Source organism: Vibrio sp. PID17_43 (assembly GCF_002608565.1).
In the GTDB taxonomy this organism is placed as follows: Bacteria; Pseudomonadota; Gammaproteobacteria; order Enterobacterales; family Vibrionaceae; genus Vibrio.
The window spans coordinates 80,401-101,546 of the sequence record NZ_LIXM01000011.1; the positions used below are offsets into that span (position 1 = coordinate 80,401).

General features: G+C 45.6%; 12 protein-coding genes. 3 read left to right on the plus strand and 9 right to left on the minus strand.

Translation table 11 applies throughout. The features are described from left to right. Positions 1–47 precede the first annotated feature (47 nt). From AK965_RS09795 to AK965_RS09810, 4 genes are all read right to left on the minus strand, one after another. Positions 48–2,948, minus strand: coding sequence for a S8 family serine peptidase (locus AK965_RS09795; protein WP_099079426.1), 2,901 nt, complete (start codon positions 2,946–2,948; stop codon positions 48–50). 304 nt (positions 2,949–3,252) lie between these two features. Beyond that, complete coding sequence (locus AK965_RS09800) at positions 3,253–4,188, minus strand: OB-fold domain-containing protein (RefSeq protein WP_099079427.1); 936 nt, start codon at positions 4,186–4,188, stop codon at positions 3,253–3,255. Between the two features lie 4 nt (positions 4,189–4,192). Beyond that, positions 4,193–5,404 (minus strand): thiolase family protein, encoded by a 1,212-nt coding sequence (locus AK965_RS09805; RefSeq protein WP_099079428.1) that lies wholly within the window; start codon positions 5,402–5,404, stop codon positions 4,193–4,195. 12 nt (positions 5,405–5,416) lie between these two features. Next, positions 5,417–7,318, minus strand: a complete 1,902-nt coding sequence (locus AK965_RS09810) for a long-chain-acyl-CoA synthetase (protein ID WP_099079429.1) — start codon at positions 7,316–7,318, stop codon at positions 5,417–5,419. Between the two features lie 339 nt (positions 7,319–7,657). Here AK965_RS09810 and AK965_RS09815 point away from each other — a divergent pair, with 339 nt between their 5' ends. The 3 genes from AK965_RS09815 to AK965_RS09825 all read left to right on the plus strand — a co-directional run bounded on the left by AK965_RS09815 (position 7,658) and on the right by AK965_RS09825 (position 12,142). Beyond that, positions 7,658–8,488, plus strand: coding sequence for an alpha/beta fold hydrolase (locus AK965_RS09815; RefSeq protein ID WP_099079430.1), 831 nt, complete (start codon positions 7,658–7,660; stop codon positions 8,486–8,488). 18 nt (positions 8,489–8,506) lie between these two features. Continuing rightward, positions 8,507–10,624, plus strand: coding sequence for an FAD-dependent oxidoreductase (locus AK965_RS09820; RefSeq protein ID WP_099079431.1), 2,118 nt, complete (start codon positions 8,507–8,509; stop codon positions 10,622–10,624). 96 nt (positions 10,625–10,720) lie between these two features. Further along, positions 10,721–12,142: a coniferyl aldehyde dehydrogenase gene (locus tag AK965_RS09825; RefSeq protein ID WP_099079432.1), complete on the plus strand. Its 1,422-nt coding sequence runs from the start codon at positions 10,721–10,723 to the stop codon at positions 12,140–12,142. An 820-nt stretch (positions 12,143–12,962) separates the two neighbouring features. Here the strand turns inward: AK965_RS09825 and AK965_RS09830 are convergent. From AK965_RS09830 to AK965_RS09850, 5 genes are all read right to left on the minus strand, one after another. Next, a complete protein-coding gene (locus AK965_RS09830) occupies positions 12,963–14,039 on the minus strand; it encodes a replication initiation protein (RefSeq protein ID WP_099079433.1) in 1,077 nt (358 codons plus the stop codon). 1,061 nt (positions 14,040–15,100) lie between these two features. Continuing rightward, positions 15,101–15,856, minus strand: coding sequence for an SDR family NAD(P)-dependent oxidoreductase (locus AK965_RS09835; RefSeq protein WP_099079434.1), 756 nt, complete (start codon positions 15,854–15,856; stop codon positions 15,101–15,103). A gap of 39 nt (positions 15,857–15,895) precedes the next feature. After that, positions 15,896–18,295 (minus strand): RND family transporter, encoded by a 2,400-nt coding sequence (locus AK965_RS09840; protein ID WP_099079435.1) that lies wholly within the window; start codon positions 18,293–18,295, stop codon positions 15,896–15,898. Between the two features lie 17 nt (positions 18,296–18,312). Continuing rightward, positions 18,313–19,323 carry a YCF48-related protein gene (locus AK965_RS09845; RefSeq protein WP_216360614.1) on the minus strand — a complete coding sequence of 337 codons (1,011 nt, stop codon included), beginning with the start codon at positions 19,321–19,323 and terminating at the stop codon, positions 18,313–18,315. Positions 19,324–19,584: 261 nt separating this feature from the next. Next, on the minus strand, positions 19,585–21,144 hold the full coding sequence (locus AK965_RS09850; RefSeq protein WP_216360615.1) for a DUF1302 domain-containing protein: 1,560 nt from the start codon (positions 21,142–21,144) through the stop codon (positions 19,585–19,587). Positions 21,145–21,146 lie beyond the last annotated feature (2 nt).

Consider the following 21,146-nt stretch of genomic DNA (forward strand, 5'->3'; position numbering starts at 1 on the left):
AATACACTCTGCCTACTGTCTGTTGACAATTCGAGTTGAAACGCTGACTACTTAACGACGATATCGTCAATCAACAACACGGAATCGTACAGATCATCTTCACTGTCTGAAATATTGATTCGGTACTCACCTTGCCCTTGTGTCACCGGTATGGTTAAGCTGACGTTCTTAAACCCTATGTGCCCCACAGTGTCATCCCCTCCTGGAAAATCAATGCCGTCAATGAGCGTAAACTCAGAGTCATTCACACTATCACGGGCTAACTCTTGTTGCGTGCCATCGGGCAATGTCAATGTGATAAGCAATATGTCATCAAATGGAGAGCCTAAAAATTCCGGATACTCTTCGGTAAGGAAATTGTAAGTCAACTCAAGCGTTAACTCTGTAACGCCCGGCTGAATAACAAATGACTTGAGCAAGGTTGTTTCCGCTTGATCTTCTTCTGGACCAGTACTCAACAACGCCATTCGATTCCCTGAAGGTGGACGTAGACTACCCAGTTCAGTAATGCTACTCGCGGTACCACTAGTTTCCCATTCAGCCAAGTCCCCAATCTCAAAACCACCATTAAACACCGCCTCAAAAAGGTCAACGCGACTTGTACCAATCAACAGTGCTGCGTCAACCGATTTACCAGACCTGAGCAACCGCTCCCTAATTTGCTTTGGTTCCCATTCAGGGTGTTGAGTCCATATCACCGCGGCAGAACCCGACACCAAAGGCGCAGCCATACTAGTGCCCGATTTTATCGACGTACCACCGCCAAGCTGAGTAGAACGCGCATTTTCGCCCGGTGCCGCAATATCAACCCATGTCCCAAAGTTACTTAAAGATGCTCTCTCATCAAGATCTGTTGCGTTTCCTACGCACAGTGTTTGTTCATAATAACAAGGGTACTTTCTCTTATTCGACGCATCATTACCGGCTGTGGATACGATTAAGGCCCCTTTATTCGACGCATAGTCAATCACGCGATTTAGCGAGACCGAATCGACATAACCACCGCCACTAATATTTACTACTTTAGTGCCCCTGTCCGCAGAATAGCGAATCGCAGAGACCAGTGCCGCGTAACTTCCGCCTAGACCTCGAACTGCCAAAATTTTACTGTTCCAAGCAACACTAGCGATACCATCACTATTGTTTGATTCCGCCCCGATCAGTCCCGCAACGTGGGTGCCATGGCCATTTTCATCCATAGGATCATCATCACCGGAGACAGAATCGATTCCTTTAATAATTTTGCTGTCTAAATCGGCGTGTGTATAGTCAATGCCAGTATCCACCACACCAACAAGGGTGTCGCCAGAAGAGATATACCACGCCTTATCGGCACGTATTGTGGTCATATTGGATTGATTCAAAAACTCACTGTCATTCGGATAAGAATCAATGCTCGCAAGCACTGAGTATTCGACATAGTCCACTTCAGTGTATGTTTGAAGAGATTCAATCACTTGCTCTAAACGAGATAACGAATTATTGGTTTCAACTTGGAGTTGGTAAATCCCTAGACTCAATACCGTACCAACAATTGTACCGTTCTCTGACGCGACGATTTCCTGTATACGATCTTCGCTAGTTACATCTACAAACTTGACCAACAATTCGTTACTAAAGATTTGGTTGCCACTCTCATCGGTAATAAGAGCACTGAAATCTGACGGAGCAACTGAAGTGGGTAATTGAGTAACACTAAGCGTATGAACTCCTGATTTGATCTCGCCATTGGTAACGCGGTAATAAAGTTCACCGATACTGTTTTTAGAAACGGTGTGCAAACCGGTGTAAACCAAATCCCTAGCCACAATGTCTGGTGCGATACCGTCATCACGCAGTGAGCCGAGCGTCGCAATAACGCCAGTCCCAGCCTCATCGACTTGTTCAAGTGTTAGAGTCTCTGGAGCAGTGGCGGTACGTGTTACTTTGGCACTGACAATCAGCTCTTCAGTTTGCCCGAGCGTAATGGCATCTTTATCAGTTCCAGGGGTACTTAACTTCATTGAGCTTCGAGACGCGGTATCAGTAACCGTAATTGGCAACGACAATGTCATTGTTTGTCCTGTTTCTACCAAATTCACCACACTGGTGAACGTATACTCACCTGCGGTTACGGCATTCAATGTCACGTTGACGACCCATGAGTTATCTTCTGCGGCAAGCCATCCCCCATTAGGGTAGTTACTGGTATAGGAGACACCGCTTGCCGGTGTGACCGATTGTTCCAGCTGCACGCCATACTCTGCGGCATTGCCATCAATAAACTTAACGACAAACGCGATGATTTTTTCATCACCTTCTAGCATCGAAATGCTCGAAAGCCCCTGTTCGATAGATACAAATGCGTCTTGCGGTTGAACAACCGTTACAGTTCGTGTAGCGGTCGCTTGGTTACCAGATGAGTCCATCGCTTCGTAAGTCACGGAGTAATCACCCTTGATATTAGTATCGACATTCCCAATTGTTATTACGTCAACAGAGCCATCGACATCATCATCCGCTGTTGCGCCTGCGTCATTGTACGTTTGACCTTGGCTTATCTTCGTTGGGTTATCCCCCAGTACCGTGATCACCGGAGGTGTCGTATCTGACTTAGTGACTGCCGCTTGTACTTTTACCGTTCTACTCGCAGAAGCTTCATTTCCAGCCGCATCTGTTGCCACATAAGTAATGGTATAAGTGCCCACTTTACTAGTATCAACATCCCCTGTTGTTGTTACCGTAACTGAACCGTCAACGGCATCGTCAGCCGTAGCTCCTGCATCACTATAGGTTTCCCCTTGCTCTACCATCGCAGGATTATCACCCATAACAGAGATCACTGGCGGTGTGGTATCCGAGCTCGACTGTACCTCCCCATCACCACCTCCCCCGCAACCAAAGAGAGAAAAGAATAACGCCGCCAGCGCCACTTTTTTTAGTGGTTCAAATACTTTGGTGTTTCCCATCTGATTTCCCCTTTCATGATCCCATCATGAATCGTGAGCCGTGACTCGAATCTCCTCCACCGTCGCTCACTCATAAATATCAATATGGCATTTTATTCCTTGCCTCGAAAAATGCTTGATTAAGCACCTAGATTAAACATAGCAAAAAAAAATCAATCTCATATCAATAAGGCTGCATAAATAATATGTAACCACATCACTTAGCGCGACTTGTCTGTTCATGAACGACGTCCATCATCAAAAAGCAAAAGGGCCTGAATTTACATTCGGGCCCTTCTCTCTACTTCTAAATTTGTCGCTGCCACTAACGATAAATAATCACCAACTCGTTAATCACTGATGGGCGTTCATTACCCACTACATGAGTCATCACTTCCAGCGTCAGCTGAGTGCCTTTTGGACTTTGAGTCGCAGACTTCACTCGCGCACGCGCATGCAACACGGAATCAACGGGCACCGGGGCAGGAAAACGTAAGCGATCAGAGCCGTAATTCATCATGGTGCTAAAACCGGTAATTTCATACGGAAGTGCTAAATCAAATCTTGACTGAAGTACTTGAACAAGTGCACCGTGAGCAATCGTAGAGCCAAATGGACTCTCTTTCTCCGCTCGCTCTGGATCGGTATGCAACCAATAATCATCACCCGATAGCTTAGCAAAATCATCAATAAGTGCTTGATCGACGGTAATCTGGTTACTCCAAGGCGTAAAGCCTAACGACGGTAATGCGCTGATCGCGGCGGTATTCTCGACACCAATTTTCACCTGGCCACGATCGTTTTTACTTAAGCACTCAAGCGGGCTCTGGTAAGTGATCTTATCAAAGTCAACCTCCTTCGCCGTGAATTGCAGCAGCGTTGTGCCTTCTGCATCCACCTCTTCAAAAACGGGCTTTAACGGCATGCCAACGGCTAGATCCGCTTCTTCAACACCCACTATCGTTGTGTTGATCTGTACACCTTCTTTGAGTTGAGCGACCGCCAGCACTTGCGGCTTATCGCTAGCAAACTCAGCCATGGTTGGCACTCGAGCGATGGTAAAGCTATACAACGTCGCTTCTCCCGATACCTCTTTCCACTCCAACTGGTCACTAAGGCAGTGTGAACAATGGTGGCGTGGATAAAAGACCCAGCCTTGACAGTCTTGGCATTGTTGAATACGAACAACACCATCTTTTAGCGATTGCCAAAAAGGCGTTGAAATCGCCGTTGCTAACGGCATTGGTTTAGTATGATTCATCGATTTATGCTCCTTGCAAGATCAGGGCGCCCTGCTCACTCATCACGCCACCTGTGCCACTGACAAAAATTTGGTCACATTTCGCCAACTGCCTTTGATCTGCACGGCCAGCGATTTGGTGAAAGGCTTCTATCACTTGCGACATGCCACCGGCCGCCCCCGATTGACCGAAGCTTAACTGACCACCATGGGTGTTCAGCGGAAAATCACCTTTAAACGTCAAGTTATGTTCTTTAACAAACGACATCCCCTCCCCTTTGCCGCAGAACCCCGCGTCTTCTAGTGAGAGCAACGTGGTAATGGTGTAGCAGTCATAAAGCTGCGCCGCATTCATATCTTCTGGCTTCACGCCAGCCATGGTAAAGGCTTGTTTCGCGGCTCGCTCTAGCGGTGTCACTGTCATCTCTTCACTGTAAGAGGGGGATTTATAGGACAAGCGTTCACCAAAACCTTTCACAAACGCAGGGCGGTGTCGCGCACGTGTGGCCAACTCTTTCGATGTCACCAATACCGCAGCACCACCGGCAACTGGCATCACAATTTCAAGCACATGAAGCGGATCGGCGACCACTTTACTCGCTAGTACGTCTTCAGCAGTAAGCGTTTGTCCGTTGAAGATGGCATCTGGATGATACTGCGCGTTAAATCGTTGATCGACCGCGATTTTAGCCATCGCTTGCTTATCATAACCATATTTCGCGGCGTAACGTTGGGCGATCATTGCATAGCCGGTATTCTGGCCAACGTGGCCATAAGGCAGATCAAATTCCGCTTCAGGGGCACCAAACGCCGTCGAATGACCACCGTAGCGCATCGCCTCGGCCATCCAGCTTAAATCTTCACCCGGAGCAAATGGTGCCATGCGAGCAGGAATAACACACAAAACCGCTTGGCATAGGCCCATTTCAATGGCCGCAGCGGCGCGCCAGATCATCCCAACCGAAGAACAGCCACCAAGATCCACCACTTCAGCAAAGTTAACTTCTACCCCGAGGTATTCTGCCGCCATCGCTGGTACAAAAATGGACGCTTCATGAAATTGCGGGCCATGTAGCACAAGGCCATCGACATCTTTCATACTCAGCCCAGCATCAAGCACCGCTCGACGGCTAAGATCAGCCACCTGCTCCAAGTGAAACATTTGCGGAGCAGTTTGATATTTCTCAGGCTTATACTGCGCCGCGCCAACGATTGCTGCGGTTCCTTTTAATCCCATTGTTATACTTCCTTATCCCTGTTCAATTTGGTGAAATGGTGGATACCCCACTGCTTTAAGTACGTCGAGTGAGTACGGTTCATAAGTCGCCGTTTTCTCATTGCGCACATACAACGGGTCTTGACACTCCTCTGGGTCATAACCTTGTCGTTGCAGATCCACTTTACGCAGCTTAAATGTGGTGGTGATGTCTGCTGCCCCACAGACACGAACAAATTGTGGTGCCGCATAACGCGGTAATCGTTCCTCAGTGAGCTGATAAAATGCCGCTGGGTCAAAAATCGCCCCCTCTTGCATTACTACCGCGGCCATACCTGCACGACCTTCATGATTTGGCACTTGTACACCATAGATATTGATCGTTTCAGCACCTTTAAAATCCGCCAGTTCAGTGGCAACTTCTTGGGTCGACACATTTTCACTTTTCCAGCGGAACGTATCGCCAATTCGGTCGACAAAATAGTAGTAGCCATCGTCATCATAACGAAGTAAGTCACCCGAGCGCCAATAAGCATCATTATCTGCAAGCACATTTCGGACAATTTTTTGCTCCGTAGCCTCTGCAGACACATAACCTTCAAATCGCCCCGCACCAATCTCTGGATGATTAATGATCATGCCGAGCGCTTCACCAACTTCTCCCGGCTCACATGGGATGCAAAATCCGTTGCTATCTTTAACGTATTGATCCGCTTCAACATCGTATTTCACCAACAAAAAGTTGGTTTTCGTATTATCCGGCACCCGTCCACATGAGCCAATATAGTTGTCTAAGTTGATCAGGTTCGTATTGGCTTCGGTTGAACCCCAGCCTTCGTAAATGTCCATTGAGCCAAATTTATCCAACCAACGTTGCCATGATTCAGCCGTCAATCCAGCCCCTAACATCGCGCGCACTTTATGGTCACGATTGCCCAAAGCCTGATTGCTATTGTCATCGTAATTCAACAAATAACGACAGATTTCGCCAATATATTGAACAACGGTAACCTGATGTTGTTTTATGTCACACCAGAACGAGCTCGAACTGAATTTACGTCGTAATACAATCGCCGACCCAGCAGCTAGTGCGGTAGAAGTGACTGATGTAGCGGCAGCGCCGTGATAAAGAGGAAGAAAACAATAAAAAGTGTCATCTTCTTTGGCATCTAACGTCACTTGCATCACATCACCAGAGGTCATCCAACGCATGTGGCTGTAGATCGCCGCTTTAGGTAATCCCGTCGTTCCTGAGGTAAAAATCAGTAGTGATGGCGTTTCCGCCGTTACCGATGAACGAACTGCCTTATCAAACGGTTCTGCGCTAGCGGCCTGCAACGCATGGACAAAACCTAAATCAAATCGAGCATGAATGCGCTCATCAGCGGGTTTTTCTTGGTCCGGTAATAAATAAAGCGGTAGCTGGGCAAAATCAGCAAATTCATCCATGGTTTGGGCAAACAGTGGCGCGCACTCTTCTCCAACAATCACCATACTTGGTTGACACGCATCAATGGCATGCACCAATGGCATGCCATGAATTTGGGTATTAATGAAAGCAACGGTCACACCGATTTTGGCGAGACCAAGCCAAACAAAAAAGAATTCGGGACGGTTCTCAATGGCCATGGCACATACATCGCCAGCTTTTAACCCTTTTTCATGTGCAACATGTGCGATTTTGTTTGCCTGACGATCAACCTCGCGGTAGCTCCATGAGTGATGGTCATAAATCAAGAATGGACGCTCAGCGATTTGGCTTACTTGTTGTTCAAACCGATCGGCCAACGTGTAATGATCAGACGGTTTTATTAACATCGCCGCTTTCGCTCGACGATCCATTTTTGCCTGTGTCTCACTGCGAGGAACAGGTAAAATGACGTCTGCTACTTGGTCATAGGTGCCACTCACCTTCGGACTCATTGTGTCTGTCATATTACTTCCTGTTGTATTCAAAGGATTCATTCCATGAAATTGAGTGACGAGTCGGAGCAGTTGAATCATCAACCCTAGCAAAAACTGACGGTGTTTATTCTTATTAATTAATAGCGCCGACCTGCCATTCAATATCCCTCAATTTTTTATAAAAAATTGAACCAAGCCTATGTTGATAAATATCTTATCTCTCAACATCGTCCAACGGGACTAATCAGCGTCTATAGCGCAAAAGTCTATCTGGTCTAAACGGACGATGTAAAATCAGGCCAAACAAAGGACGATGGCAAGATGACAGTCATTGCGACTGAAAGGCATAACAACAACAAGGAGAAAGCAATGTCTAATTTGGAGCTAAATTTGCCTGAGCAGCATTATCTAACATTGCAAAATGGACTCACGGTACACTACCTAGACGAAGGCGAAGGCGACGTGGTGATTTGGCTACATGGCAGTGGACCAGGCGCATCCGGATACAGTAACTTTAAAGGCAACTATCCTGAATTTACCCAGCAGGGCTTTCGTAATATTGTCCTCGACCTTCCCGGTTTTGGTCGCTCAGATAAGCCTAGTGATGTGCACTATAACCTCGACTTCTTTGTCAGCGTACTCAATGAAATCATCGAAACCTTACGTCTCTCGCCATGTACCTTATTAGGGAATTCTTTAGGCGGCGCGATCGCGCTTGGCCAAGCGTTACAGTACCCTTCAACGGTCAATAAACTGATCCTAATGGCGCCTGGTGGGGTGGAAGAGCGCGAAACGTATTTTGAGATGGAAGGCATCCAAAAAATGGTGGCCACATACAACCAAGGGCCAATGGGAATCCACGAAATGCGAGAAGTGATGAGCCTGCAACTTCATGACTCGTCACAACTGACAGACGACATTCTGCGCGAGCGTGTTGCTGTCGCTGTTACCCAACCAAGTCAACTGTTTTCAACCATGATGGTGCCAAACATGACAAAAGATCTGCACAAGTTGGCGTGTCCCGTACTTGGCTTTTGGGGTAGCAATGACCTCTTTAATCCGCCATCCGGTGTATTTAAGTTTCTCGACAATGTGCCTGAAGCAAAATTCATTTTACTAAACCAATGCGGCCATTGGGTTCAAGTCGAGCACACTGCTCTGTTTAACCGCACCTGTTTAGATTTTCTTCACGGCTGTTAATCGAACAAGGACAGTAATATGAGTAGCTATGAGCATCTTCTAAAACCCGGAAAGATCGGTTCAATGACGGTGCGCAATCGCATTGTATCTGCACCGATGGGAACAAATCTTGCTGAATCAGATGGCCATTGTGGTGAGCGTATTCAAGCTTATTACGAAGCACGAGCAAAAGGTGGCGCGGGATTGATCACCATGGGTGTGGGCGCAATAGCCTACCCCGCAGGCACTGCAGAACCTTATCAAGTCGGGCTTTCATCCGACGAATTTCTTCCCGGCCTAAAGCAGCTAACTGAACGCGTGCACAAGCACGGTGCAAAAGTCGCCATTCAGCTACAGCATGCTGGTAAAACCGCCGTTCGAGACATCGCCGAAGGGCGAGAACTTTGGGTGCCGTCGATACCACCTAAAGCATCTATGGCCATGATGGCCGCGCTATCAAAAGAAGAACTGGCATCGTTTGTCCGCCCTAAAGGGGGCAATGTCAAAATTCGCGTCATGGATCATAAAGATATTGAACAGATGATCACCTGGTTTGCTGACGCGGCGGATCGTGCGAAAAGAGCGGGATTTGACGGTGTAGAAATACACGCCGCACACAGCTATATCATCGCTGGCTTCTTATCTAGATATTACAATAAACGAACCGATGAATACGGCGGCAGTTTCGAGAATCGAACTCGCCTGTTACGCGAAATCATCGCCTCAGTTCGTCAAAGGGTTGGTAGTGATTACCCCGTTTGGTTACGCCTTGACGCATGCGAAATGCGAACGCCTGATGGCATCGATCTCAATGATTGCCTACGCGTTGCCAAACTGTCAGAAAAACTTGGTGTGGACGCGGTCAGTATCTCTGCATATGCCACAACAACCAGTGGTGATGCCTTTACTGAAGCACCATTGGTCCATAAGCCTGCTGGATTTTTAGATTGGGCGACAGAGGTTGCGAAACAACTAGTGATTCCAGTCATCGCCGTCGGCCGTTTGGAGCCTGAAGTCGCCAACCGAGCGATTGAAAAGGGTCAGTGTGATTTTGTCGCAATGGGAAGAAAACTGCTCGCCGATCCAGAGCTGCCAAACAAGCTAATGGCGAATAATCCTCAGAGCATTCGTCCTTGTATCTACTGCTATACTTGTGTAAGCCAAATTTTTATTAATCAACGTGTTAAATGTGCTGTCAATCCAGCCATGGGGCAAGAAGAACACTACCCTCTTTCCATCCCTGAACGTCAGAAACACGTTGTTATTATTGGCGGTGGTCCGGGCGGAATGGAGGCGGCGAGCCAAATCGCCAGACGTGGCCACAAAGTCACCTTGCTTGAGCAAGAAAAACGTCTAGGCGGCACGCTATTTTTCGCCTCAATGGTGTACCCAGAGAACAACAAACTGCTTGATTACCTGTACCAGCAAATCGACCACCCAATGATCACGGTTAAGCTCAATACCAAAGCGACGCCATCTGTATTAGCCGATCTAATGCCCGACGAAGTCGTGGTCGCGACCGGAGCATTGAGAGGTAAACCTGAGATAAAAGGCGTAGAACAAAAGCATGTCTGGAGTGGTGATGAGCTGCGTAAAGTGATGACCAGTGGTGGCAGTAATGTTGGAAAAGAGAAGTTCAATCTATTCCAAAGAACCCTGCTCAAAAGTGGTCAATTGAGTGGTATTACGGGCTCAGTTGAAGCCACAAGAAAGCTCTCCCATCTTTGGATGCCCCTAGCAGATAACGTTTGTATTATCGGTGGCGGTCTGGTTGGTCTGGAACTGGCGGAGTTTCTTGCTCAGAGAGGTCGAAAAGTAACGGTATTAGAGCCAGGTGAAACATTAGGCAGAGAGCTGTCAATTGTTCGCCGCTGGCGAGTGTTGCACGAAGTCGAGAAGCTTGGTGTGACAATGCACAACCAAGTTTCTATTCAAGAGATCACGTCCAATCAAGTCCACTTTTCATTTGCAGGCAATGAGGAAATCCAAACGTTGCCCGCAGGCTCTGTCATCCTCGCTTCAGGCGCAGAAACCGACAGTACATTAGCAAACCATATTTCGGATACCTATACCGTCCATCAAATTGGTGACTGTGGATCTCTTGACTACATCGAAGGCGCGCTCTCCACGGCATGGAAAGTGGCAGCAAAAATATAGCGCTAACTCATAAATATAAAGGGCACATCGATAACATCGTCGTATCCAGTCTAACGATTTATCGATGTGCTTAAGCAAAACATAAGGAAGAAATGGATGTCAGACAATTTTGCTCACCTTAGCCGTACTTTCGAACAACAGGTATCGGCTTATAAAGCGTTCAAGACCAGTTCAGCTCAAGAGCGACGTGATATTATCCAGCAAGTCATTCAACTGCTCGTCGATCATTACCAACCACTCATAGAAGCGATGGAGGCTGATTTTGGTGGCCGCAGTCAAACCTTTTCTATGATGAATGATATTCTAGGTTCGCTTGGCTCTCTCAAGCATACAAGAGATAACCTAGAGCAATGGCTTAAGCCAGAACAAAGATCCATGATTGCGCCATATGAACAGCTTGGCGCTCAGGCTGAAGTGCTCTATCAACCCAAAGGTGTAATTGGTATTATGGGTACTTGGAATGCCCCACTTTATACCCTTCTTAGTCCATTAGCGTGTGCCGTTGGAGCGGGAAATCGTGTCATTCTTAAGCCATCAGAATTGACACCACGTACTGCTGAGGTGCTTGCAGAACTGCTCCAAACCAATATTGATCCTAATTGGGTTAGTGTGATCACCGGCGACAGCGAAGTCAGTAAAGCGTTTTGTGCCACGCCATTTGATCACATAGTTTTCACAGGCTCTCCTAGCGTAGGTAAAAAAGTCATGGCTGCGGCAGCGGAAAACTTAACACCAGTGACACTCGAGTTGGGTGGTAAATCCCCAGCTATCATCAGCTCATCAGCGAACTTGAAAGAGGCTAGCCAGAAACTTGCCATCGCCAAAGGTACTAATGGGGGGCAAATATGTATCAGTCCTGATATTGTTTATGTGCCATCTGATGCTTTAGATACGGTTGTTGCAGAAATTAAAGCCGAGTTCAAACGTTGCTATCCGACGGTGATTAACAACCCGGATTTGGTACCGATTATTAATGCCTCTCATTATGAACGCATTCACCACTATATTGAGCAAGCGTTAAGCCAAGGGGTTCAGATTGAGCTGAGCCATGATGAACGTGATGCTACTGGCCGAAGAATGCCATTAACGTTAGTGATCAACCCACCGTCTGACATTTTGATCATGAATGAAGAGATTTTTGGTTTAGCATTAGTTATCAAAACTTATGAAAACTTTAATGATGTTCTCACGGATATCAATTCACGCCCAAATCCACTTGCTCTATATTACTTTGGTGAGGATCAACAAGAGCAGAAGCAAGTTCTGGAAGATGTTCGCGCAGGTGGTGTAACCATCAATGATGCCTTAATGCATGCTGCATTGCATGATGCGCCGTTTGGTGGTACTGGTGAATCAGGTATGGGTCACTATCACGGTAAAGAAGGGTTTTTGGCATTTAGTCACCTAAAAACTGTTTTCTATGCACCGAATAATGATATTCGTAGAGAGTGGGGAATGTTACCTCCTTATTCCACTGACTTTCATACATTGATCAAATCTCAGATCACCTCAGAATAATTAAACTACCTGTTAATGGTAGCAATTATCTATTGTTACTATTAACGGGGATTTTATCCCATTCAAATCATCCTGTATCCCACCATAATAGACTTTAACAAATCAATTAGTACATAGGCTTAGGTTAGATTTCTAAATCCAATTAGCGTGCTTGTGAAGCCTTTTTAGTACGATCCTTTTCTTTAACACCGACATGTAATCTAGAGAGAAGCGGAACAATGCTTCAACATGAACGTCATTTATTCGGACTTTTCTTGTGATCAACAGTCTTATCGATGATCAGAGGGAGGTCTGTAGGAATCTAATAAAAATATAAATTGGTTGGTTCTGTGGATTAGTGTGTAAATCTTTGATTTTCCACTTATCCACAGACACTATAAAGATCTATTTTACCTATGAACACTATTATTACTATGAAAAATATAAGATCTATAGGCTTTGCAAGTTATTGATTTTAAATGATTTAATCCCGCAACATGATCCTTTTTTAGGTGCTTAAGTGACATTATCTAGGTGTTTATGATCACTTGCTAGGTGTTTATGATCCTTTTTCAGGTGTTTAGCAGACAGCTTCTAGGTGTTTATGATCATTTATCAGGTTTTTAGGTAACAAGATCTAGGTATCTGCATCGCTCGCTTTGCCATTTGGAGTACATTAACAATAGAAATGGAACCGATCTGCTTGAGATTTCTTCGACCGCTTGTTTTTTGTTCGTAAGTTCATTGTTGAGATGGTCAAATACCTAAAATGTGTCTTTTATCACAGGTAAACACCTAAAATCTGTCTCCTAAAGTTCTTAACACCTAAAATTTGTCATGTTCAATAGTCTGGGTTATCGTTGATATCGAGTAATGTATCGATTTTATCAAGTAAATCATCAATCTCTTGAGTTTGACTGGAAACATGTTGCTCTTTTTGTTCTCGGTGTCTTCTCGCGAGACTCTGCTCTACCTTTAGCGCATGCTCCTCTTTGCCTAAATTTCGGTAAGACATCGCTAAGATTTCTAATTCTGCATCGGTCAAACGTTCATTGCCATTGATACGTTTTAACTCTAACTCTTTGATTTTTAGTAATGCATCGTGTTGGTTAAATTCATCAACGGTTGATAGCTTCAGCCAGCGGAAAAGAAATTTGATGCCGACGATGGTTTTTCCCTTCTTGATCAATTCGAAGCCTTTATCTCCTTTTTCGCTTTCGAGAAAAAGGAGCTCTTTGCTGATTTGAGGGTGTTCTGAGAGTTCTTTGATGCTTTCTCTGATACAACGTTTCATAAATACGCTGTTATTTTTAAATGAGCTTTTGTCTTTTTTTAGTTTACCAGCTTCATCTAGCAGCCCAAACACCCCTTTCAGTTCGTCTAATTTCTGGGTGTGCATCTCAAAGCCTTTATCTTTAAAGCGGCTTAACAATTCGTAAAGGCGTTTTGAGTACTCTTTTTTTACATTAAAAAAGTTACGCGTATTGATGAGCGCAAACCCCTGATTATATTCTATATATTCAGGCTTCAGCATGTCGTTCGGGACCATGGTCAGCACACTATTTTTGTAGGCAATGTGCTTAAACAAGGGGCGATAATCAAATTCGGTATCACCCTTCTTATTTTCAACTTTGATGCCGACTTTTCGGCTGGCCAATCGATTGGCGACAGGGCTTAAGTTACTACCAATATGCTTTGACTCAACATTGAGCCATTCTGAAAGTTGATGCGAAGTAAACTCGTAATGAGGTGTACTTGTCTCCCAGTCATTCGGTCTCATATGCGCAATCATTAGCGCAAACATGTCTGCTTCACGTGCAGACAAATCCTGGCGACTGAATACCAGTTGGTGCCCTTTTTTGATGTGTTTAGGTAAGTTATCACTAACAACAGGGTAGTAATATGGCTCTTCGCTCATGGTCTCTTACTTCATAACTAACATAATTTAGGTATTCTGACATATTTTAGGTGTGGGATCATTATTACACCTAAATTATGTTAGCTATAAATGTGCTTTCTGTGATGTGTGCAATGCTGCTCGTTTCATGTGGCTTGAGTCTTCGCATTATCGTCGCTTAACTGGTCGGCTTGACAATATTTGGCTATCAGTATTCAACCTCCCTACCTAGAAAAGGTATTTTATAAAGTGAAAGGTGATGCTATTTGATCTTTAACCTGCCAGTTGCCCCTTTTGTTTATATCTTGGTTTAAAATCAAACGTACTTTTCTCACGGTTAAGAACGGGGGGGAGCGCAGTCTTTACTTGATGGGATGGTGACTGGCGTTTTTTATCGTTAAGGAGAAAAAAACTTGGATAAATTACGGAAAACCTGTACCTCCTTTGCTTTATGAAATCACGCTAAATCCGTACTTGTTCGCTGAATTGGCAGATTGACAACATGGTTGTTGATAAAAAGTACGGGCAAACGATCTTTCAATGATTCTAAATTCGTATTATGTGTTTTTTGGGGTTTAAGCGGATGATAGATGAGCATAAATGTGTACAACTGGATACGAAAAAGCGGTATTTTGAGTTTGATTCGAATTGTGTTTTACTCGATTTCGTCAAGGGCAGCTTTCCTAAATAAAAATATTTAAAAGGTTAGATATTTGCATCGGAAAATGGACTTAGTATTTGCTGTCTGAATTTTGTACTTTTTGGCTTGTTCTGTCATTCCGGTTGAGTGGACGTTGGCCCATGTTGTATTTCTCTTCGGCCTTAAACTCATGTGTTGCGTATAAGATTGTTTTTCGTCCAGGACATTTGACGATCTGTAAAGCATATTCATTAGATTGATATCATGAACCCAATGCCCATCGCTTGTCGTGTATAGCGGCGAGTTTGGGGTTGAGTGTGGTTCGGGGGAATGAAAAAATGATGCTGCTTTTCAATGAATAATTGTCAATATTCAGGCTGAATATTGACAATTATAAAGGTAGGTAGACTTCGTGGATGACCGTTGAATGACAGTGAGCGTGTTAACCTAAATACGCTTGTCCGCCATCTAAAGCAATGCTTTGGCCATTTAAGTAGCTGGCTTCATCACTGCACATTAACGCGACAAATTTTCCAATATCATCGACACAATCACCGACACGTTGTAGTGGTATTTGTCTGATAAACTCGGCAGCTTCTTCTGGATTTTCGCCCATCCACCAATTAAGGCCGGGTGATTTAGCATGTGGTAAAATGACATTGGTGCGAATATTGTCTGGTCCCCATTCATTCGCCGCAGCGCGCGTCAACGAACGTATCGCTTCTTTGACTGCTGCGTAGCCACCATAACCACTCATATCCCAACGTTTGCTTGCGCTACTAGCGAGATTGATAATACAGCCATCTCCTTTGAGGTATGGATAACACAGCTTCATCATGCGAAAGGTCGCTAAGGGCCCAGATTGCCAACCACGCTCAAGCTGTTCTTCGGAGAGATCTTGAAGACGTCCTAGAGGAGAGTCCTGTGCATTATTGACCAGAATGTTGATGCCTCCAAAATGGCGAACCACGGCATCGATGCACTGGCTCGTGCTGTGGCTATCCGAAACATCAAGCGTAAATGGCTTAGATTCACCTCCGAACTCTTGGATTAACTGGCACGTTTTTTCAAGTTTACTTTCGGTACGTCCCACTACCGCGATCTTCGCGCCATGCTCGGCAAGAGCGAGAGCGATGCCTTGGCCAACGCCCTGCCCTGATCCGGTAATGAGTGCGACTTTTCCTTCTAGTTTTTTCATCGTTATTCCTGTCTGTACTCGTTGAGATTATGGTCAGTGTTAAGACTGCTGAGCCTCTCTGGCTTCAGGCTCTTTTTCTGGAGTGTGCTTAGGATTAAGTACGACCGCTTTTGCTCCTAATAAATAGGCAAGAGCAGGTAATAGCAGTATCGCGCCTAGCACATTTACTAGGAACATGAAGGCGAGAAGTAATCCCATGTCGGCCTGAAATTTCAACGAAGAGAATGCCCAGGTTGCCACGCTTACCGACATCGTCACCGCAGTGAAAATTGCTGGGATGCCACGAGTTTGAATGGATTGGTAGAACGCTTCTCGTAGTGGGACGTCACGATTGAGAGCATGCTGCATTCGTTCATAAATGTAGATACCGTAATCGACCCCAACCCCAACCCCAAGCGCAATCACTGGTAAGGTGGCAACTTTTAGTCCAATGCCAAGTACGGCCATTAATGCATTACACATAATACAAACTAGCATTAGCGGTAGAATGACACACAGTGTGGCAATAAATGAACGGAAAGTGAGCCAACACAAAAAACCAATCGCAACGAAAATTGAGATCAGAATTTGAACTTCCGCTTTTTCTACCGCCTGATTGGTCGCGACAGCAACACCCGCGTTACCACCGAGTAGTCGAAATTCTGCATCGGTTAGGTTTGCATTTTGGATGAATGTCTGGATTTCAGAGATGACATGATTCAGCGTCGTACTTTGGTGATCATCGAGGTACACCATCATATTTATGGTTTGACAACCATTGTCATTCAGACCAAGTTGTGGATGTGCGGCTTGAGCACCTGCACGTAATGCGACAGGATCACGCTGCAGAGTACGCCATAATGGGCTGCCTTCGTTATTACCGGAGACATATCGCTTAGCGTTGCCCGCCGTCGTGGCGACTGACTGAACACCATCGACGCCTCGCATATGAAAATCAAAACGCGAAACTGCATTCATGATTTCCCAGTTCAGGCAAGCTTCTTCTTGGTTCTTGGTCTCAAGGTAGACCGATAACACATCCATCCCAATGGAATAATCACTGACGATTTTATCGTTGTCCAAATTGTAACGTGAGTCAGCATGTAACTCCGGAACTCCATTACCAATGTCGCCAGTCAATAAGCTACGCGATTGCCATGTCGCACCCGCGAGCAAAATAAGCATTACGGCAACGGAGATTTTTGCTGGTTTTTCTGTTGCTAGCGAGGAGACTGCCCACCATAATGGACTGTGTTTGTTCTGCTCGGGAGTGTGACGAAGCGCCATACTTTCAAGGCTTAAATGCGAAAGTATGATCGGCATAAACATTTTATTGGTCATGATCATCATCGCAACGCCAAGGCAAGCGGTCACACCGAGCTCGTGGACGATTGGGATATCGATAACCATGATAACCATAAATCCAAGCGCGTTTGCGAGTAGCGCGACGGTGCCCGGAATTGCCAAGCGACGAAATGCATTCACGGCTGCTTCTTTACTATCAACCCCCGCCAAAACATCAAGTTTCCATGCGTTGGTCATTTGGACCGCGTGGGAGACACCAATCGAAAAAATAAGGAAAGGGACTAATAAGGACATTGGATCAATACCGTAGCCAATGATGGGCAATGTCCCTAATAGCCAGATCACCGGCAGTAGTGCAACCGCAACAATCAAGCCAGTCAGTTTAATTGACATGGTGTAGTGCCACAGTAAAAGCACAGTAACGACAAACGCAATAGAGAAAAACATCAAAACATTGGATAAGCCATCCATGACATCGCCCATGACTTTTGCAAAGCCGATGATTTGGATTTCAACACCTGCACCGGAAAGCGCTTGGCGGATATTTTCTAGGTGCTTAGCTACGGCGGCATAGTCGGTTTTAAGTCCGGTTTCTGGATCGATATCGAGCAGTTCAGCTTGCACCATCGCCGATTTATGGTCGTTAGATACCAAGTTACCGATCTGACCTGATTTGGCCACATTACTTCTGACTTGCGCGAGGCTTGCTTTGTCTGCAGTGAAGCGAGATGGGATAACGACATCTCCCATAAAGCCAAACTCGGTGACCTCAAGGTAGCGAACTTCGGGCGTAAAAAGAGATCGTACCGTGGCTCGGTTTACGCCCGGAGTGAAAAAAACACCATCGGTCGCTTTTCTTAAACGAGCGAGAAGCTCTGGGTTGTAAATATCCCCCTCCCCCTTCCAAGTTAAGCTGACCATGACACGGTTGGTACCAGTAAACTTATCGGCATGCTCTAGAAAGGCTTCCATATACTGGTGTTTGATTGGGATTAGTTTGGTAAAACCTGGATCAAATCGTGTTTTAGTCGCGGTGTAACTCAATAGAACGGTTAAAACTAAGAAAAACAGTGCTAGCGGAAAGCGCCAATGAATGATCAATCGACCTAACTTATCCACAAATAAATGACTACGTGTAAGGGCTTGTGTTGACATGGTTACTCCGAATTCAATCACTTGTTGATAATGGTTGACTTATAAGCGATTTCTTTAGCATCAGACACAGGGAAATGAATCACACCTGCGTCTGAACCCAGTAGAAGGTCACCGCTGTCAAGTAGATGGATATCGGTGATGGTTTCGCGCCCACCGCGTCTAAGCAGGTTGAAACTCTCACCGTTATCGGTTGAGGACAGTAATAACCCACCCTGCCCGCCCAGCATGATTTGGCCGTCGGGCAATTGAAGGTGTGCAAAAAGAGAAATAGGCAGGTTGAAATCGGCTTTTTGCCAGCTGATGCCGTCATCAAAGGAACGGAATATGTTGCCGCGCATGCCGTAAATTAGCCAAGACTGGTTACCAAGATGGATGCCGCCATAAAAAGAACCGTCGTAGAATGGCGTGATGCTTTGCCAGGATTGACCGTTGTCTTCTGATCTCAGTACTGTGCCCGCTTCGCCGGCAATCAATCGAGTCTTGCCTTCCTTTGGCACTATCATGGCATTGAGATGCCAATCCGTTTGTGCCGGAGGTGGCACATCCTGCCAAGTGTTTCCGTTATCATTCGATATTCTGGTCAGGCCATAAGCACCAATGGTGGCCCATTGATTCTTGGTGACCTGGCTGATGTTTAGCAGTGGTACGCTGTGCTCACTGCCGAAACTTACTTCATTCCAGTTCGCACCGCCATCTTGGGTTTGTAATATCCAACCTTCGTGCCCAATGGCTAGCCCATATGATTCAGTTTGAAACGTGAGATCGGTAATCAGCGCATGTCGCTGTGTGTTGATATTGGCTTTGTTCCACGTTTGACCATTATCTTGAGAGAGGAGAATATGACCTAGCTCTCCAGCGGCGATAAGTCCGAGCTTTGACTGAGCGACGCTAGTAATGATCATATTCTTGACAGGGATTTCGGTTGCCGCGAGAGGTTCAGTTATCCTTGGTGCAAAAGCTATGGTGCCAGCTGTGGCCATGATAAGTGACAAAGCGATTGCAATTGGCGTAGTTGCCATTTTTTTCATATACCACCTCGTTTCAATGTTATTTGGCATCGTTCCTTAATGCGCATTTTTGTCGTGCATAACAGTAGACCCTAGTTATAGTTGCACATACGGATCACTGGCATCGTCCAAACGGGCTAGGTGGATATTTTTCAGTTTAAATGCGTCGGTGGTCGCCGATTAATTAGTGGGAAATGCAATGTGGTTGACGGAATTAAGGACAGACATTGACGTGACGTTGAATAAAAAAATGGAGGCGTTATCGCCTCCATTTTATGCTCATTAAAATGCGTATTTAGCGGTAAAAGAGATGTTGTCTCTATCACTTAAAGGACGTTCTTTAATTGGGTTACCAACATCTGGATTACCAAAGTATCCAGCATATTGAAGAGTTAATAGAATATTGGATTCGTTGTGAGTCAACTCAGCACCGACTCGTGCACGATGGTCGCCTTCACCGCCCACACCACCGGTAAGCGTGCGCCCTGAAATCTGGCCGGTATAACCGATAGGGATGGATAGCCCCCACCCTTCAGAGAAACTAGGGTAAGATAGGATCAGTGTTGCCGCAACTGCTAGGCTATGATCATCATAATATACTTTATCACTTTCAGGGTTTGGTAGGCTAGGCGGAATTCCGGCGATGTTGCGCTTATCTGCATCAAGAATATCAACGTAGGCGATTTCTGCCGTAAGGTTGACTGATTCCGCAATGGCGTTGCGACCAAAGTTAACAATGGTGTTTAAATTGGTTTGCAACACTTCGCCTCGAGACGCAAGGGGTACGGCGTTCCCAAACAGAGCACCTTCAACGAACACAGGTGCGCCGTCTTTGTATGAAACTTCCGCCGCAATAGAGGCAATGCCCACATTGGTTGAATAGGTTAAACCGTATAGTTTAATATCATCAAAATAAATGATATTGTATTTCCCTGGAGTACCAGGAACAAGGCTATACTGAGTTTCAACGAGCGGGATACGGTCGGAATAGTTGAGGTAGTACAAGCCCACTTCTGATACATCGGTCACGCGATAACGAGTACCAATGCCCCACTGGTCGGTTTTACCTGGCTCGATATTAGCCCCGCGAGAGGCGACAACACAAGGTTCGCCCGGAGGTTGGGTTAAACATGTTGCCCCCTCACCAACCGCTTGAGAGGTACTGAAAAAGGTACCTGGCTCAGGAACCAATGTTTCTTGCCAATTAAACTGCCATTGTGCAAGTAGAGACAATTCTGGGGTGACTTCTAGCTGCATCGAAACCTGGTCTTCAGGTAGAAGTATTTCCTTTACTTCTGTACCCGGAACGGAGGCTTTAATCGCATCGGTCGGTCCTTGCGCTAGCGAGATGCTAGGAAAAAATAATCCCTCACCCCATGCAACTACATGGCGACCTACGCGAATATCCGCATAGCCGTATTCACCATATGGAAAAGAAGTGTAGCCATAAAAATCGAGTAGGCGGGTGTAACCACCGCTGTATTTCTGTGCATCGTGAGAAAATTTATCATTTTGATAAACATGATCGTAAAAAGTACTTGCAGAGGCAACAAAACCAAAGTTATCCCATCTCAAATGCCCTTCGAGTAACAGGTAAAGACCATTACCGATCATGTCGTACTGGTCAAAATTACTGTCGCCGACTGACCCTTTCCCTGTTTTTGGGTTATATGCCAATACTGGATCGGGCTCTTCTAAGCGCATACCAGCGGAATAAGTGATGGTTCCTTTCCAATCCAACGTGGCATCATTGCCTAGATTGATGGTTTCTCCAGCTTGCGAACTAGAAGCAAATAGTGCTAACCAGAGAGCAGATTTTTTATAATTGGTTGTCAGTTTCACGT